At 63.5% G+C, this 17,751-nt stretch carries 9 protein-coding genes; 8 read left to right on the forward strand and 1 reads right to left on the reverse strand.

What is annotated here, in order from left to right:
- Positions 1 to 4: 4 nt before the first annotated feature.
- A complete protein-coding gene (locus ASC92_RS17305) occupies positions 5 to 907 on the forward strand; it encodes a hypothetical protein (protein WP_056518117.1) in 903 nt (300 codons plus the stop codon).
- A gap of 431 nt (positions 908 to 1,338) precedes the next feature.
- Here ASC92_RS17305 and ASC92_RS17310 read toward each other — a convergent pair whose 3' ends face one another.
- Positions 1,339 to 1,974, reverse strand: a complete 636-nt coding sequence (locus tag ASC92_RS17310; RefSeq protein ID WP_162245728.1) for a DUF4230 domain-containing protein — start codon at positions 1,972 to 1,974, stop codon at positions 1,339 to 1,341.
- Positions 1,975 to 2,776: 802 nt separating this feature from the next.
- Between ASC92_RS17310 and ASC92_RS17315 the strand changes: the two genes are divergently transcribed.
- The 7 genes from ASC92_RS17315 (at position 2,777) to ASC92_RS17345 (ending at position 17,709) form a co-directional block, all read left to right on the forward strand.
- Complete coding sequence (locus ASC92_RS17315) at positions 2,777 to 5,236, forward strand: type I restriction-modification system subunit M (RefSeq protein ID WP_056518120.1); 2,460 nt, start codon at positions 2,777 to 2,779, stop codon at positions 5,234 to 5,236.
- Entirely contained in the window at positions 5,229 to 6,512 is a 1,284-nt protein-coding gene (locus ASC92_RS17320) for a restriction endonuclease subunit S (protein ID WP_082519648.1), read from the forward strand. Before ASC92_RS17315 ends, ASC92_RS17320 begins: the two co-directional genes overlap by 8 nt.
- Before the next feature lie 13 nt (positions 6,513 to 6,525).
- A complete protein-coding gene (locus ASC92_RS17325) occupies positions 6,526 to 9,822 on the forward strand; it encodes a type I restriction endonuclease subunit R (protein ID WP_056518125.1) in 3,297 nt (1,098 codons plus the stop codon).
- On the forward strand, positions 9,819 to 10,514 hold the full coding sequence (locus ASC92_RS17330; protein WP_056518127.1) for a M48 family metallopeptidase: 696 nt from the start codon (positions 9,819 to 9,821) through the stop codon (positions 10,512 to 10,514). The genes ASC92_RS17325 and ASC92_RS17330 overlap by 4 nt, the downstream gene beginning before the upstream one ends.
- Before the next feature lie 319 nt (positions 10,515 to 10,833).
- Entirely contained in the window at positions 10,834 to 12,414 is a 1,581-nt protein-coding gene (locus ASC92_RS17335; protein ID WP_056518129.1) for a DNA cytosine methyltransferase, read from the forward strand.
- Positions 12,411 to 14,393, forward strand: coding sequence for a UvrD-helicase domain-containing protein (locus ASC92_RS17340; protein WP_056518130.1), 1,983 nt, complete (start codon positions 12,411 to 12,413; stop codon positions 14,391 to 14,393). Before ASC92_RS17335 ends, ASC92_RS17340 begins: the two co-directional genes overlap by 4 nt.
- A complete protein-coding gene (locus tag ASC92_RS17345) occupies positions 14,383 to 17,709 on the forward strand; it encodes a helicase-related protein (RefSeq protein ID WP_056518132.1) in 3,327 nt (1,108 codons plus the stop codon). The genes ASC92_RS17340 and ASC92_RS17345 overlap by 11 nt, the downstream gene beginning before the upstream one ends.
- The last annotated feature ends 42 nt before the right edge of the window (positions 17,710 to 17,751 follow it).

The raw sequence follows: 17,751 nt of genomic DNA on the forward strand, positions 1-17,751 counted from the left end.
GCAGATGAACATCGCCCCGACCCCGCGGCACGTGCAGGCCTTCGGTCGCGCGATCGCCGCCTACCTGTGTACCCGCTGCCACAAACTGAAAAGCTTCCAGTGGCCCATCGCGGAGAAATGTGTGCAGGTGGCCATACGACGCGATCTGCTGCCCGGCATGCCCTTCGGTGGCGGCTTTGCCGAAACTATGCAATTGCGCCAAGCCGTCGCCGTGCGCGCCCGCGAGATTCAGGCGCAGGTGCAACTCCCGCAGCGCCTCGAGCCTCTCGTCGAGCTCGCGAGCTTTGTAATCGCGGACTGGGGCAATCTGAATGGCAACGATCCCAAGACCATCCAGGGCTATGCCGAGCGGTTCACCGGTATCGACGTTCCGTTCGACGAGATTCGTGCCCCTGCGGACCTCCAGGCTGCTGTGTCGTCCCGAAGCCAGCACGGATTGTTCCGCTTCGCGGGCATTGCTAGCTGGTCTAAGTGGCTCAACTTTGTCTGGAACGATTGGGCTCTGATCTACGACTCGCGCATCGCCTTCGCGCTCGATGCGGTTCACTTCATCTGCAGGGTCAATGCGCCGGTCTTCCCGGTGCCAGTGGGCCGCAATCCGCTGTTGGCACATCTCAATGCCCAGAGCTGTGCTGCTTTCGCTTGGCTCGCCAGTTACGCGGGCGCGAAGCCTTCCCGCGACCAGATGAGTGCCTGGATGGCCAACGCAGTGGCACCGGAGAAGGAAGCTTATATCTACTACCTTGCGGTGATGGCGGAAGCGCACCGTCTGCTCTGGCCCGCCAATGAGAGCCGTCCCTTGGTGCATACAGAGATGCTGCTGTTCATGCTTTCGATCGAGGATATCGCGCACGATTTTGCTCGTGAGTTGCTGGTGCGGCTGGGGCCTTCGGCGGCTGAGCCTTGAGCGGGATAGAGCGACGAAGGAGGGGCCGGTCACGTCGGGCCTGTGGGCGACCGAACAGCTCATCAAGGTCAACGCCGCCAGCATACTCTTCAGCTGGCTGCCGCAGGCCCGCCAGGAGCAGATCCGGTTTCTTCAGGTCCGCCCAGGGCTGCGATAGATCGGTCATCTGCCGGCCGGCTGCCGCCGAGCGCAGGTGAGTCACTACGGATCGTGACGCGTCACCAGCCGGAGATGGCGAAGGGCACGATCTTGAGACGGGCGTAGTTCAGGCATCGTGTGGAAGAGCCTGCGAGAGGAGCAGCGCCAAGGACTGCAACGTGCGCGGCTTCTGACAGCGGGAGAGGGCAGTGAAGAACCTGGTCGCGGCGTGGCTGGAGGATCTGACGCCTTGCTGGAGCGGTTGGCTGCTGCGACGGTGAACTATCCTGACGTCAGGCGGCCTGTTTCGCTTCGTGCGCAGCGGTCAACGGCACGACATTACCAGCCGTGTTGAAGGTGACTTCGACACCCTTCGCTCCCATGCCGTACGCCATGGCAGAAAGTGTTGAAATTGCGGAAGCTTGGACCCTCTCTCGCAAGTCTTCTTTCAAGATTCCGGCCTGAGCGACAGCAGTCCTCTTGGCGGCCTCTGTCAGTTCATTTCGCAATTCCAAGCTGAAATCGACGCCTACAACTCCAAAGTATGAGGACTTCTTCTCATCATAGATTCGATGTTCTTTAGGAATTATCTTGGCGTAATGTTCGGGCAAATGAATTTGCACAACGCCGTTCTGATTTGATATCTTTGATTTTCGCAGATCAAATCTGAACTCAACGTCGAACTCACAAATCATCAGTATCTTGCCCGTCGTACTAAAGAAACTCTTCTCGTTAGTTGTCTGAGTGACAACCTCTTTAACGAATGCATTGAGCGCCACCAGCTCGCCCATCTCGCGAATACGTTCAAGAGAAAATGAGACGGTGAGTGAACTGTCCGAGCCTCGACGCCGATCAAGGAGCAGAAAAATCAGCAAAATGCCCATCGCTATGACGACAACGGTTAGCGAGATTGCCAGGAGTTCAGTCATGCTCATGTAGGTCCGTCGTAGAAATGAGGTTTCCGTTTGTATCGCAGATATTTCGGTCGATTATGGCCTGCGCAGCGGCGAGAAGCTCTCCATCGTTGCCCGGCTACCTTTCGAAGCAAGATCACGCGAGCGAAATTCGACTGAATTTTCTGCCGTAAGCGTCTGACAGACCCTTGGCCCAGGGAAGGACCCGCGGGCGCTATTCGCGAATGGGCGGAGATTGATTCCCATCCTCATATTTTCGACGGTGTCCGAAGGCGAGCGGTCAAAGTCATCTATGCTGGGATTCCAGAATTGGCACCTTTCATCAGCAGCAGGTGCACTATCTTTACCTTCGTCTTCACTTGGCCGGCGGCATGGTGACGCCCAAGGTGACGCTCGCTAAAACACTGAAGATCTCGGGCTGCGCCCTGCGCATGATGAATTGGCCAGCCTGACGCAGATCAACGCGGTCGCGATGCCTTAAACACCCCTGAAACGCCCCCGAAACCCCTGGAAGCCCTGTCCAAATAACCCCTCGGAGCCCCGCGAGGCGGTGACGACGCACACGTTGTAGTTTTGCTCACTTCTCCACGCACAGTGACCAGCGCCCTTGAAAATCCTTTGGGGAGCGGGGCCGCCGAACTTCAGCGCATGTGGTTTGGGCGAGGGCGCTGGTGCCAGGTCGTGCAGGTGCGTGGGGTCGCGCGAGGACTGGCCCTGCGCGATGAACTCCGGCGTGCGGTGGTGGGCCGCTATCATCGCTGGCGCCCACTACGCCGTGGTCGCCCCCACGCGGGGAAGAACACATATCTCTGTCCCAATGCCCCTGACCCTCTCCCAACTCGAACGCCACCTTTTCAAAGCCGCCGACATCCTGCGCGGCAAGATGGATGCCTCGGAGTTCAAGGAATACATCTTCGGGATGCTGTTTCTCAAACGCTGCTCCGACGTCTTCGACCAGCGCCGCGAAGAGGTGGTGCAGCGCGAGCTGGACGCCTGCAAGGCCGAGACCGAGGCCCGCAAGAGCGCTGAGCTCAAGCGCTGGTACGGCGATTCCTTTTTTGTCCCGCCCAATTCGCGCTGGGAGTACCTCGTCAATGAAGCCCACCACGACGTGGGCGGGTTCCTCAACCGCGCGCTGGGAGGGCTTGAATCGAACAACTCCAGCTTGGCCGAGGTGCTCGAGCACATCGACTTCACCCGCAAGGTCGGCCAGAGCAAGATCCCCGATAACAAGCTGCGCCAGCTCATCGGCCACTTCAGCCAGTACCGCCTACGCAACGAGGACTTCGAGTTTCCCGACCTGCTGGGCGCGGCCTACGAATACCTGATCAGCGAGTTTGCCGACTCGGCCGGCAAGAAGGGGGGCGAGTTCTACACCCCCCGCTCCGTCGTGCGCATGATGGTGCGGCTCGTGAAACCTGAGCAGCAGCACAGCATCTACGACCCCTGCGTGGGCTCCGGCGGCATGCTGATTTTGGCCAAGGAGTACATCGACGAACATGGCGGGGACGGCCGGCGCGCAGAGCTGTGCGGCCAGGAGGCCAACGGCACGGTGTGGTCGATCGCCAAGATGAACATGCTGCTGCACGGCATCAGCACCGCCGACCTGCGCAATGACGACACCTTGGCCGAGCCGCAGCACGTCGAGGGTGGTGAACTCATGCGCTTCGACCGCGTGCTCTCCAATCCCCCGTTTTCCATCAACTGGGGGACCTCCGACATCGACCGCGCTGGCCAAGCCGTCTGGGCGCCCAAGTTCCGCGCCGAACGCTTCCGCTACGGCGAAGTGCCGCTCGGAGCCAAGAAGGCCGACCTGATGTTCCTGCAGCACATGGTGGCCGTGCTCAAGGATGGCGGCCAGCTTGCCACCGTGATGCCGCACGGCGTGCTGTTCCGCGGTGGCGAAGAGCGCGTCATTCGCGCCGCCATGATCGAGGCTGATCTACTCGAGGCCGTAATCGGCCTGCCTGCGAATCTGTTCTATGGCACCGGCATTCCCGCTTGCGTGCTGGTGATGCGTCAACGTCTGGGCAATCACAGCGGCAAGCCGGCCGATCGACAAGGCAAGGTGCTCTTCATCAACGCCGACCGCGAATACTTCGAGGGCCGGGCACAGAACCACCTGCTGCCCGAGCACATCGAGAAGATCGTCAACACCTTCGAGAGCTTTGCCGAGGTACCGGGCTTTTCGGCCATGGTCACCAACGCCACTTTGCGCGAGAACGACTGCAATCTCAACATCCGCCGCTACGCCGACAACACGCCGCCGCCGGAACCGCACGACGTACGTGCACACCTGTTAGGTGGCGTGCCAAAGGCCGAGGTCGAGGCCAAGACGGCGCTCTTCAATGCGCACGGCCTGGACCCGTTGGCATTGTTCGTCGATCGCAATGCCCGCTACTTCGACTTCCGTCCCGAGCTGTCAGCGCGGCAGGCGGTCAAGGGCGCGGTCGAGACCAATCCCGACCTCTTGGCCCGAGAACAGGCTGTGCAAGACGCATTTGAGGCCTGGTGGCAGGCGCAAGGTGCACGCATCACTGCGTTGGCTGGCGCCACCAGCTTCGTCGGCCTGCGCAACGATCTGCTGCACAGCTTCAGCGCTGCGCTGGAGCCCGTGGGCGTGCTGGGGCGCTTTCAGGTTCGCGGCATCGTGGCCGGCTTCTGGGACGACGCCAAGTACGAGTTCATGACCTTGATGGCGCGTGGCGCCAAGGGCGTGGTGGACGCTTGGCGTACCAGCATCCTCACCGCGATGGACGACGACCAGATCAAGGACAACCCGCTGGAGCACAAGCTGGTCAAGTTTCTGATGGGTAATTTCGTTGAGGCGCTGGCAGAGTTGGAGGCACGCAAGGCAGTGCTCGACAGTCAGATCAAGGCAGCGTCGCCCGACAAAAGCGCGGGCGACGACGGCGAAGAAGCCGAACCCGGTGACGACGAGTTGGTGATCGACGAGGCGCAGATCAAGGAGTGGAAGCGCCAACTCGCGGCGCTGAAGAAGGAGATCAAGGCCGAGGAGCAAGGCTTCGCGCAACGGCTCAATGCGGCGGTCGACGCTTTGGCCGATGCTGAAGCTGCAGCACTGCTATTGGCCATACTGCGCAACGACATGCAAGTGATCCTGGCGCACTATGTTAGCGCGCAGCGGCAGCTGGTTGTTACGACGTTTGAGAACTGGTGGGACAGGTACCGAGTGACGCTCGCTGCGATCGAATCCGAGCGAGACGAAGCAGCCGATTCACTGCGTTCATTCATCAATGGTCTCGGCTATGTTTGAGTTCCGGCCACTCGGTAACGCGGTCGCAAAACAGTTCGGCGGCGGCACACCTTCCCGACAGGTTGCTTCGTATTGGAATGGGCCAATTCCTTGGGCGTCAGTGAAAGATTTCGCGGACGATCGCGACAGAATTCTGGGGACGCAGGAGAGCATTAGCGAGGCGGGGCTTTACGCGAGTGCGAGCAATCTGGTCCCCGCTGGAACGCCGCTAGTTTGCACGCGGATGGCAGTAGGTCGCTCGGCGATCGCGCCTATGGCAATTGCTATCAACCAAGACGTTAAGGCGTTGGCCCCAGCCCGCGAAATCAATTCAGCGTACTTGCTGAGGCTCTTGCAGTATGCGCAGCCAAGGGCGGAGGCTGCGGCGGTGGGGTCGACAGTGAAGGGGATTCGCATACAGGACTATCTGTCGATTCCAGTCCCGATGGCTCCTGCGGGGGATCAGCCACGTATTGCTGAGATACTCCACACGCTCGACACCACCATCCGCCAGACCGAGGCCATCATCGAAAAGCTCAAGCAGATCAAGCAGGGGCTGCTGCACGATCTGTTGACTCGCGGCATCGATGCCAACGGTGAACTGCGCCCGCCGCAGAGCGAAGCGCCGCACTTCTACAAGGAGTCAGTGCTGGGGTGGATTCCGAAAGAATGGGAAGTGCGACACCTTGCGGAGTTGCTTTCAAGTGACGATCCTGCGATGCGCTCAGGCCCCTTCGGCAGCGCACTTCTGAAATCTGAACTCGTCAAGAATGGATTGCCGTTGCTCGGCATCGACAATGTTCATGTGGAGCGATTCGTCACCAACTTCACTAGATTCGTCACTGAGAAGAAGTTCAATGAACTGTCTCGCTATGCGGTTAGGCCGCATGACCTGATGATCACGATCATGGGCACAGTCGGGCGTTGCTGCGTTGTCCCTGAAGACGTTGGTCGCGCGCTCTCATCCAAGCACACATGGACTGTTACTCTCGACAAGGCGAAGTATTCGCCGCTGCTGGCGATGCTTCAGATCAACTACTCCCCATGGATATTGCGCCAAATTGCGAAGGATGAGCAGGGCGGGATCATGGGGGCCATCCGATCGGAGACGCTGAGGACCTTGAGTCTTCCCACCCCCCCCGTCGACGAGCAGCTCGAAATAGAAGCCCGAATGCAGGCCGCCTCAAATCGAATCGACATTGAATCGACAGCATTGCGGAAGTTGCGATTGGAGAAGGTCGGTCTCATGGACGATCTGCTCACCGGCCGCGTTCGTGCGGCACCGCTGCTGATCTGACAAAGGACCGCACATGGGCTGGGAACTGGACACCGTAGAAAAGCCCTTCGTCGAACAGCTCGAGACGATGGGCTGGCGTTATGTCGAAGGCGACCTCGACCATCCCGCCGCCACCGGCCGCACCAGCTTCACCGAGATCATCCAGGAAGCGGCGCTGCGCCGCCAGCTCCACGCCCTGAACCTGCACGAGATCGAGGGTCAGGCTGCCCCTTGGCTCGATGTGGAACGCATCGCCCAGGCCGTCGGCGCCATCACCCGGATCGGCGCCCACCGATTGATGGAAGCGAACGTCGCCGCCACCGAGTTGCTGCTCGGCGGCATCACCGTCGAGGGCCTGCCCGGCTGGGACGGTGGCCGCGGCCAGACCATCCACTTCATCGACTGGCAGCATCCCGAGCGCAACGAGTTCACGGTGGTGAACCAGTACCGCGTGGACTGCCCCCCCGGCTTCGACCGCGGAAAGGCCTTTATCGTCCCGGACCTTGTCCTGCTTGTGAACGGCATCCCCCTCGTGGTCGTCGAGTGCAAGAGCCCCTCGTGCCCCGAGCCCCTGGCCGAGGCGGTGGACCAACTGCGCCGCTACACCAACCAGCGCAGAGCCGACCTTGAGCTGGACGACAACGAAGGCAACGAAAGGCTGTTCCACACCAACCAGTTGCTGATCGTCACCAGCTTCGACGAGGCCCGCGTGGGCAGCATCGGCGCCAGCTTCCGCCATTACGCAGCCTGGAAGACCGTGGTGCCCAGCACCGAGGCCGACGTGGCCACCGCACTGGGCAAGGACGCGCTGTCGGAGCAGGAGCGCCTGGTGGCCGGCCTGCTGGCCCCAGCCAACCTGCTGGACGTGGTGCGCCACTTCACGCTCTTCATGCAGGCGGACGGTCAGTCCGTCAAGGCCGTGTGCCGCTATCAGCAGTACCGCGCCGTGGCCCACGCCGTGGAGCGCCTGCGCACCGGCAAGACCCGCGCGCAGGACGGCGAACACGACCGGCGCGGCGGCATCGTCTGGCACACCCAGGGCTCGGGCAAGAGCCTGACCATGGTGTTCCTGATCCGCAAGCTCCGCACCGATCCCCAGCTGCGCCGCTTCAAGGTGGTCGTGATCACCGACCGCACCGACCTCGAGGTGCAGCTCTCGGGCACTGCGGCCCTGACCGGCGAAACCGTGGATCTCGCCACGTCGGCCGAGGCGCTGCGCGGTCTGCTTCGCCGCAAAGGCCCCGGCCTGGTGTTCGGCATGATCCAGAAGCAGCGCGGCGGCGATGCCTTCGGCGAGCCGGCCCTGACCCGTGAAGACCTGCCGAAGCACAGCGTGCGCGAACCGACCTCGTCCTATCTCAGCGAGGTCCTGAACGACGATGACAGCATCCTGGTGCTGGTCGACGAGGCCCACCGCAGCCAGGCTGGGGACCTGCAGGCAGCCTTGCAGGCGGGCCTGCCCAACTGTGCGCGCATCGGCTTCACCGGCACCCCCATCCTGATGGGGGACAAGAAGCGCACCCACGAGATCTTCGGTGACTTCATCGACCGCTACACCATCCGCGAGGCCGAGGTCGACGGCGCCATCGTGCCGATCCTCTACGAGGGGCGGACTGCGCATGGCGCTGTGAAGGACGGCGCCAACCTCGATGAGCTGTTCGAGGACCTGTTTCGCGAGCACACGCCCGCGGAACTGGAGGCGATCCGCCAGAAGTACGCCACCAAGGGGCAGATTTTCGAGGCCCCGGCCCTGATCGCCGACAAGGCGCGCGACATGCTCGGCCACTACGTGACCAACATCCTGCCCAACGGTTTCAAGGCGCAGGTGGTGGCCTACAGCCGCTTGGCGGTGGTGCGCTATCTCGATGCCTTGAGCACCGCACGCGACGAGCTGCTGGCCCAGGCCGAGCAGCTGAGCGCCGAGGACAAGACCCTCGACGACGAGGCCTTGTGCCGGCGCCCGCCCAGGGTGCAGGCCCAGGTGCAGGCCTGGCGCTACCGGCACACCCTCCGGCACCTGGAGTTCGCGCCGGTGATCTCGGGCAGCAACAACGACGACCCGACATGGAGGCCCTGGACCGACAGCGCGGCCCAGGAGCAGCGCATCACGCGCTTCAAGCAGCCCCTGACCCATGCCGACTCCGCCAAGGGGGACCCCTTGGCCTTCCTGATCGTCAAGTCGATGCTCCTGACCGGCTTCGACGCGCCGATCGAGGGGGTCTTGTACCTGGACCGACCGATCCGCGAGGCCGAGCTGCTGCAGACCATCGCCCGGGTGAACCGCACCGGCCACGGCAAGAAGTTCGGGATCGTGGTCGACTACTACGGCCTGGCGCACCACCTGAAGCAGGCGCTGAACGTCTATGCCGACGAGGACATCGACGGGGCCCTGCAGAGCCTGAAGGACGAGATCCCGGTGCTGCGCGATCGCCACCTGCGGGTGGTGGACCTGTTCCGCCTCCGCGGTGTCGAGAACCTGTCGGACCACGAGGCCTGTGTCGAGGTGTTGAGCGATGAGCGGCTGCGCGCCGAGTTCGCGGTCAAGCTGAAGCAGTTCCTCGACACCCTGGACGTGGTGCTGCCACGCCCCGAGGGGTTGCCCTTTGCCCCCGATGCCAAGCTGCTCGCCTTCATCTACGCCCGCGCCCGCAATCGTTACCGCGATACCCCCGTCCTCGGCAAGGACGTGGGCGCCAAGGTGCGCAAGCTGATCGACGACCATGTGGTGTCGATGGGAGTGGACCCCAAGATCCCCCCGGTGTCGCTGACCGACGCGGACTTCGGCGAAAAGGTCGCGCGCGAGCCGAATGATCGTGCCAAGGCCTCCGAGATGGAGCATGCCATTCGGGCCCACATCCGCGAGAACCTCGACCAGGACCCCGTCGCCTACCGCAAATTGAGCGAACGCCTGCGCGAACTGCTGGACAAGCTGGGCGAGCAGTGGGACGACCTGACCGCCGCCCTGCGGGGGCTCGTCGACGAGATCAGAGCCGGGACGATGGCGGTCGACGATCGCCTGCCCGACCTGCCGGCGCACTATGGGCCGTTTCTTCGCCTGATCATCGATGCCGCGGTCGGCGACCGCGCGGTCGCCGACGACGAACGCAAGAAGCTGGTGGACCTGACGGTGGAGCTCGTCGACATGATCGTGGCCGAGCTCACTCCTACCTTCTGGCGGCCCAACCGCAAGCCGGCGCAGGACGGCCTCGGGGCCCGGATTTTCGAGGTCCTAATGCGATCGCGTTTGATGCCGACTCCGCAGCTTGAGGCGCTGACCGACAAGCTGATGGAGCTGGCGCGCGCCAACCACGACCGACTGAGCAAGGCATGAGCGCCCTGGTGGTCAACGACCTGCGCTTCGAGCTGCGGCGCAGCAGCGCGCGACGGTCGATGGAAATCATCGTAGATCGCAGGGGCGAGCTGGTGCTGTCGGCGCCGCCCGCGGTCGAAGAAACTAAGCTGCGGGACTTCGTGCAGCGCAAGCGCATGTGGATCTACCGGCAGCTCGCCCGCCAGGCTGCCCTGGGACTGCAGGCGCGCCGGAAGGTGTTCGTGGATGGGGAAGGGTTTCCCTACCTGGGCCGCAGCTACCGCCTGCGGTTGGTGGCCGAGTCGGATGCAGCGGTCAAGCTGGTGGGGGGGCGCTTCGTGATGCCGCAGGCGCTGGCCAAGGACGGTCGGGAGCACCTGATCCGTTGGTACTGCAGCCGGGCACGACCGTGGCTCGAGGACAAGGCCAGCGAGTACGCGGCGCGGATGGAAGTCGCGCCGGCGGGGGTGCGGGTGCAGGACCTGGGCTACCGATGGGGCTCATGCGGCAAGGGGGAGTGGCTCTACTTTCACTGGAAGACGATCCTGCTGCCTGCGCGCATCGCGGAGTACGTGGTGGTGCACGAGATGGCGCACCTGCACGAGCCGCACCACACACCGGAGTACTGGCGGCGCGTGGAGCGCGCGATGCCGGATTTCGAGCAGCGCAGGACCTGGCTTGCCATGCACGGTGGCGAGCTGGAAGGGCTGTAGCGATTCGACAGGTGGTCAGGAGCGAACCATGACGGGCGTCGGTTTCCTGGCAGTGGGAACGCCCGGAGTTCAAGGCCCAACCATCCGGAACGCGCGACTTGGACGTGCACACGTCTGTAGGCCGCACCCATTTCCCAGGTATCCCAACGTTCTCTTTTTCGCATAGGGGATAGCCGCACAGTGTTAATTTTAGATACAGTCGTAAAAAGCCAGATCGAAAAGGGCTGGCGAGGTCGCAGCAGGGTGCAGGCCAGCAGATCTGCCAACCGGCGATGCTCTGACGGCCAGAATCCGAACGAAACAAGAAGGACAAAACGCAGTGGGAGGAGCATCAGCGGTCCCGATAATCGATGTCTTCGCTGGCCCGGGCGGTCTTGGCGAGGGTTTTTCCGCACTCACGGATCAAGATGGAGCGCGCGCATTCCGGATTGCACTCTCGGTCGAGAAGGAGCCGGTCGCGTGCGCAACCTTGCAGCTGCGCGCGCTTCGACGACATCTGGCTGGTGCGGGCAAGCTGGATGCGTACTACGCGATGCTCCGTGGCGAGATTGACCGAAGCGAGTTCGATGCATTGCCCATTGTCCAAGAGGCTTTGGCTGAGGTTCGTTCCGAGATCATGAACGCGGAGCTGGGCAAGTGCGACGCCGCACTTGTCGACGCCCGGATTCGGAACGCGCTCGCCGGAGCGACCAACTGGGTGTTGATCGGCGGGCCCCCATGTCAGGCGTACTCGCTTGCCGGGCGGGCTAGGCGCGCCAATGACCTGGCGTTCGAGGCTGACGAGAAACACTTCCTCTACCGAGAATACCTGCGCATCATCAGGGCGCACGCGCCGCCCGTGTTCGTGATGGAGAACGTCAAGGGAATGCTGTCTTCCCATCATGGCGGCCTTCCAATCTTCTCGCGCATCTGCAAGGACCTGGCAGCGCCGGCCCGAGGTCTCTCGTACGAGATCAGGTCGCTCGTAAAGCCGTACGACGTGTCCGGCATGATGCCGGACGACTACATCATCGAAGCAGAGCGATACGGTATCCCGCAGACGCGCCACCGGGTGATCCTGCTCGGTGTTCGTTCCGACCTCTCCAACCGTCATTCCGACTTGCTCGTCGCGAGCGATCGTCCTGTCACGGTGAAGCAGACACTGGCCGGGCTTCCTCGCATAAGGAGCAAGCTGTCACGGGGCACGGACTCGGCGGCGGCCTGGCATGCCGCGGTCCGGAAGGCCTCATCGACTGTGCGTGGTTGGGGCGTGGATGGTGAAAGGCAGGTCGTCGCAGCCATGAGCGCGGCGGCGCAGTTGTCCGCAGACCTCGATGACTCCGGCGCGATGTTCAAGGGCAAACGGTCACCGCTCTCGGGTGCGCCAAGGGATCTGGCCCGCTGGCTCGAGGCGCCAGGTCTTGGCGGCGTCATCCAGCACGAGGCCCGCCAACATATGGCAAGCGACCTGGCACGCTATCTCTTCGCGGCGACTTTCGCACAGGAATTCGGCTATCCGCCCAAGCTTGATGCCTTCCCTGGTGCGTTGCTGCCGGACCACGAGAACGCCCGGGAATCGGTCGAGCGCCGCACGCCGTTTCCGGACCGCTTCCGGGTGCAGTGCGCCGGAGTTCCATCCAGCACGATCGTGTCGCACATCGCCAAGGACGGTCACTACTACATCCACTATGACCCGACCCAGTGCAGGAGCCTCACAGTGCGCGAGGCGGCCAGGCTTCAGACGTTTCCCGAGGACTACTTTTTCGAGGGAACTCGAACGCAGCAGTATGTCCAGGTAGGGAATGCTGTTCCGCCGCTGCTTGCCCGACGCATCGCGGAGGTGGTACACGGGCTCGTCCGCGAGCGACCGAGAAGATCACGGGAACAGCGCAGGAGCCTGGCGGAGAGCAGCGCAGCATGACCAACGCCGCCGAGTCAGTCGCCGACAGCGAATTCGAGCCCAATCCCGAACAGCGGGCGGTTATCGAGGCTGCCGTCGGTGAATGGCTTCTGGTGGTCGCGGGGCCTGGAACCGGCAAGACCGAGGTGGCCGCGATGCGCCTTGTGCACCTGATTCGGGACGGCCTGCAGCCCGCGCAGATCCTGGTGCTCAGCTTCTCACGGAGCGCTGTTGCGACATTGACCCGCCGACTCGCCGCGCTCCGCCTCGCCGACGCCGGGGTTGTCGAGGATCTCCGGCATCTCGCCATACGGACATTCGATTCCTGGGCATTCCGCATTCTGAGGCAGGGGGGCGCAGCAGTTTCCGAACTCCTCGCCCGTCAGCACGACGAAAACATCGTCGCGGCAACGGCGGCCTTCACCGATGGGACGAACGCCGCAATCCGCGAGCGCCTGGCCGGCATCCGGCACGTCATCGTCGACGAGTTCCAGGACTTGCCCGGCGTGCGCGCTGGCATGGTGATCGAACTTCTGTCGAGGTTGAACTCAGGGGAGCATCCCGTCGGGTTCACGGTCCTCGGCGATCCGGTTCAATCCATCTATCGGTGGGCGGCTCGCTCGAGGGGGCAGCAAGAGCCGTCCGATCCCTGGGACGACCTGAAGAGGCGGATGGGCATCGGCCTGCGCGAGGTGCAGCTGACCCGCAATCATCGATCCACCGAGAAGCTGGCAAGCATGGCCACCAGCCTTCGAAAGATCCTGCAAAGCGACCTTCTCACTGCGGAGAAGAAGCTGACCGCGATGCAGCGGTTTCTGGAGCGGCTACCGGCCTCGTCCCACGAAGTGAAGCTGGGTCCCGACTGGCTGGCGAACTTGCCGGAGGGCACCGTCGCGGTTCTCACGCGGAGCAACGGGGAAGCGGTCCGGGTGACGAAGATGCTCTTGGGCGACAGCGTGGAAGGACCGGCAGTTTCAGTCCGGCTTCGAGTCGCTGGTTCGCAACCCATTGCGCCGGCGTGGATCGCCGTGCTCCTTTCGCGGTTCAAGCCGCAGGTCATTTCGCGATCCACATTTGAGATCGTCTATCAGCGGGCAGAGGAGGGCTTGGACCCGCCAGATCGTGCCCTTCTCGGCATGCCACCACGCGAGAGTGCGTGGCGGCGGCTCGCACGGGCCAGCGGCGCGCCGGAACGGACCACATCGATAGATCTTGGCGACCTGCGCGAGCGGCTCGCTTGGCCGGACTCCTTTCCGGATGACCAGCTTTCGGAAAGCGCTGTGGTCTATGTCACGACGATCCATCAGGCCAAGGGGATGGAATTCGACAATGTCGCCTTGCTCGACTCGCGGCCTCGCGATGATGCGCAGCTGGCCGAGGACCCACTCGAGATGGCGAACGTCGGATTCGTTGCCGTCACGAGAGCGGGGAAGGCGCTTGGCCGGATTCCCTCGGAATGCATCTACAAGGCCCCGTACGAATGCGTCCTCCCAAGTGGGAGGAGCCGCTTCCTCTCGTGGGGAAAGCTGACGAACCTGCAGTTCGGCCTTCCTGGCGACATCGATCCTGTCAGCTTTGTGGACCATGAATTCCACGACGGTGTCGAACAGGTCGTTGCCGTGCAGCACGAGCTTGCCGCACGGGTCGCTGCACTCCGGGGGCACAAGGTCATCCTCACGCGGATCGACGCCCCCCACGAGAAGACGCGCGCACGCGATACCCGATACGAGATCTGCCTTCAGGAGGGAGACCGGCAGGGTCTCAGGCTGGCATGCACGTCGCAGCAGGTCACCACGGACTTGCTGGATCTCCTGTGGGACCGGAGGCTGTCCCTGCCGAACAAGATATTCAATCTGCGGATCGGCGAAGTCATCTCGCTGGCTGCCCGCGGCGACGTGGCCCCGACCGTTCCCCAGCCGTGGCAGTCGAGCCGCCTGTGGCTCGGGATCACGCTCTTCGGAACTGGCGACTTCAAGACTTGGAAACGCAATGGCAAATGATCCTTCACGGCAGGAAGAGGTCAGGGCGGCCCTGGCAGATGCGGCCAGCGGCTTGCTCATGGGGCCGCTCCGTTCCGATGAGGTCATCGAGTCTGCACCGATCGACACCTACCTGACGGGCATTCTCTGGCCGCGCGGGGCGCCGGTCGACGGCATCGACGATGACGCCGGGCTGGACTCCGGCAGTGATCCGACATCCGGAGTGGAAACAGCAGTTCCTGGCTACCGGGCGATTCGTCCCTGCTCCATCGGCATCACATTCGCAGTCGGGACGGGCGCGACCGTGATCATCAGCCTGGGTGAAACTTCGAGATACGTTCCCGTGGACATCGGGCAATCCGATCGGGTGCAGGGTGCCGAAGCTGGGCCGGAGCCCGCAGGTGGGCGGAGGCCGACCAATGCATCGGAGGGCGGTTCACCGTCAGTGTCGGGAGAGGGGGCGCCGCAATCCGGCAAGGCCTGGGCTCGACAGCGCCTGGGGTATTCCGTGCGGCTGGGGCCGGAGTCGGCACCCCCCCCACCCAAGCATGAATTCATGGACGCCCAGGGACGCTCTGTCGTCGATCGGCGTCTCTCGGTGCACGTGCGACGGCGGGTGGGACCCGACCAGCACGTCTTGACCGTGACGCTGATCAACGAGGAACTGGACGACGAGAACAACTCCGGGCCCAGGGACGCCCGGTGCCTGTTCCAGGCAGGCCTCGTCGTCGAGGCCGTGGTGGGCGACGCACCCGGCATACAGCCACGAAAGACACCGCCGATCACGAGCAGCGATGAAGACACGCTCACGAATGCGTTGTTGTACCGGGATGTCCGGGAATTTGCTGTCGGTCATGGCATCGCCGCGACTTGGGCGTCCGACCCGGCGGACGTGGTTCGGGAAGTCCGTACCGCCTGGTTGCCCGAGACCCGTGTCTTCGGCACGAGTCCGGATGGTCACGATCTCCTGGCGGCCTTCAGGCGGTCCCACCCCGACGCGCTGAAGGCCGAATTCCTCGGACGCGAATCCGCCCGGGACGCAGTCACCGCATCACTCGGTGCATTCGCAGAGTGCTACGCGCTGTGGATCCAGCAGACGCTCAGGGCACGGCGGGATCAGTTCCATGGCGAACTGCGCCGGGCGGCAGACGCCAACCTCGATCGATGTGCTTCGACCCTGGGTCGGATCCGCGCCGGTGTGGATGTGCTCTGCAAGGACGAGGCTGTATGGGTTGCCTTCGCTCTGGCCAATGCCGCGATGGACCGCCAGTCGCGCTTCCGCGCAAAGGGGCAGGGCGCGAGGCCGCTGGTTTGGCGCCCCTTCCAGCTGGCCTTCATGTTGCTGGTCATTCCCGGACTCGCCGATCCCGCGCTGGACGATCGACAGTGCATGGACCTGCTGTGGTTTCCCACTGGTGGTGGCAAGACGGAGGCATATCTCGCGCTGACCGCGTTCCAGATCTTCCACCGCCGCCTGGCCGACGAGCACCGGAGAGTGGACGGCGGCGTGGATGTGCTCATGCGCTACACGCTGCGACTCCTGACCGTGCAGCAGTTCCAGCGTGCGGCGTCGCTGATCGCTGCATGCGATGCGATGCGCGAGACGGACGGACGTCTTGGACAGGCGCGCATCACCCTCGGGCTCTACGTTGGCAGCGACGCGACGCCCAACAACATGAGCGATGCCCGGGAGGCCCTGGATCAGGAACATGCGGATCAGAAGCCGAAATCCTCACCGCGCCAACTGCTCCGGTGTCCGGTGTGCGGGTCAGAGCTACCGGCCGCGGCCTATCGGGCCGACCCTTTGCAGCCGCGCATCGAGATCTTCTGCAGCCAAGCGGACTGCGAAACCGGCGGGCTGCCCTTGCCTGTGCTGACCGTCGATGCGACGATCTATGCGAACCCGCCTTCGTTGCTCATCGGGACCATCGACAAGTTCGCACAGATTCCCAAACGAACTGACATCCGGAGGATCTTCGGTCTCGACGGCGGACTGCCCCCGGGACTGATCATCCAGGATGAACTCCATCTGATCTCGGGGCCGCTGGGTTCCATGGCAGGCCTCTACGAGGCGAGTGTCGACCTCCTGTGCACCCGAGACGGTGTTCGCCCCAAGGTGATCGGTTCGACCGCAACCATCGGGTATGCGGCGGCCCAGGTGCGTGCACTCTTCGACCGGAGCGTGCTCCAGTTTCCGCCACCGGGCTTCGATGCGTCCGACTCCTTCTTCGCGGTGCGCGATGCGGACGGGCCCGACCGGCTGTACATCGGCATCCCGACGGCCGGCCGCAGTCCGAAGTTCGCCCTGCAGGCGGTGATCGCCGCCCTGTTGCAATCTGCGGCATCGCTGGTCGCGACCGGCAAGGCCGACGACGCCTCGATCGATGCCTACTGGACCTGCGTTGCCTATTTCAACAGCCTGCGCGAGCTGGGTGGCGCCTACGTCCTGATGCAGGACGACGTTCCGCGGCAGATGCAGTTCCTTTCCGGGCGGCTCGGCACGCCGAGGCGTGAGCTCGAGCTCGAACCCGAGGAGCTGAGCAGCCGCCAGTCCTCACGTGAGTTGCCGGGGCTCCTGCATGCGTTGTCCACGACGCTGGCGCAGTTCAGGTCCGACCCATTCGAATACGCGGCACCGAAGGACGCAGTGCTGGCGTCGAACATGATCTCGGTCGGTGTGGATGTCCCCAGGCTCGGGCTGATGGTGGTCAACGGGCAACCCAAGTCGACCGCGGAGTACATACAGGCGAGCAGCCGGGTGGGCCGTGGCATACCCGGTCTCGTGGTCACGCTCTACAACTTCGGCCGGCCACGCGACCTGTCCCACTTCGAGCATTTTCGTACGTATCACAGTGCTCTATATCGCAATGTCGAGGCGACCAGCGTCACCCCCTGGGCACCGCGCGCGCGAGACAAGGCGCTTCATGCCGTCGTTGCCTCGGTGGTACGGCATCTGGTGCCAGGCCTTGAGGGCGACGAGGATGCGGCACAGTTCGATCCGTCCAGTCCTGCGGTCAAGGCGCTTGTCGCGTCGATACTCGCCCGCGTGTCTGCTGCATCGGACAGCATGGAAGCATCGGATACGAAGGACGAGATCGCCGCCGTGCTCGAGGAGTGGGCGCGCCGCAGCCAGGACGCCCGATCATCGTCCGGGCGTCTGCGCTACTGGGAGAAGAAGGCTCCGTTCGGCAGGACGGCGCCTCACCTGATGTGCTCTGCAGAGGAAGGCGCATCAAGGGGAAGTCTCGCGTGGCCGACTCCGAACACGATGCGCGAGGTCGAGCCGTCGACGGCGTTCGTCCTCAAGGTGATTCCACGAAAGACGGGGGGCGCATAGTGGCCACGACCAGAAAACCGTTCCGTGCAGGTTCGCCTTCGA

Source organism: Variovorax sp. Root411 (assembly GCF_001425205.1).
Classification (GTDB): Bacteria; Pseudomonadota; Gammaproteobacteria; order Burkholderiales; family Burkholderiaceae_C; genus Variovorax.

Coding starts and splice junctions, on each gene's coding strand:
- ASC92_RS17305 (WP_056518117.1), top strand. CDS start 5: ATGAACATCGCCCCGACCCCGCGGCACGTGCAGGCCTTCGGTCGCGCG.
- ASC92_RS17310 (WP_162245728.1), bottom strand. CDS start 1,974: ATGACTGAACTCCTGGCAATCTCGCTAACCGTTGTCGTCATAGCGATG.
- ASC92_RS17315 (WP_056518120.1), top strand. CDS start 2,777: ATGCCCCTGACCCTCTCCCAACTCGAACGCCACCTTTTCAAAGCCGCC.
- ASC92_RS17320 (WP_082519648.1), top strand. CDS start 5,229: ATGTTTGAGTTCCGGCCACTCGGTAACGCGGTCGCAAAACAGTTCGGC.
- ASC92_RS17325 (WP_056518125.1), top strand. CDS start 6,526: ATGGGCTGGGAACTGGACACCGTAGAAAAGCCCTTCGTCGAACAGCTC.
- ASC92_RS17330 (WP_056518127.1), top strand. CDS start 9,819: ATGAGCGCCCTGGTGGTCAACGACCTGCGCTTCGAGCTGCGGCGCAGC.
- ASC92_RS17340 (WP_056518130.1), top strand. CDS start 12,411: ATGACCAACGCCGCCGAGTCAGTCGCCGACAGCGAATTCGAGCCCAAT.
- ASC92_RS17345 (WP_056518132.1), top strand. CDS start 14,383: ATGGCAAATGATCCTTCACGGCAGGAAGAGGTCAGGGCGGCCCTGGCA.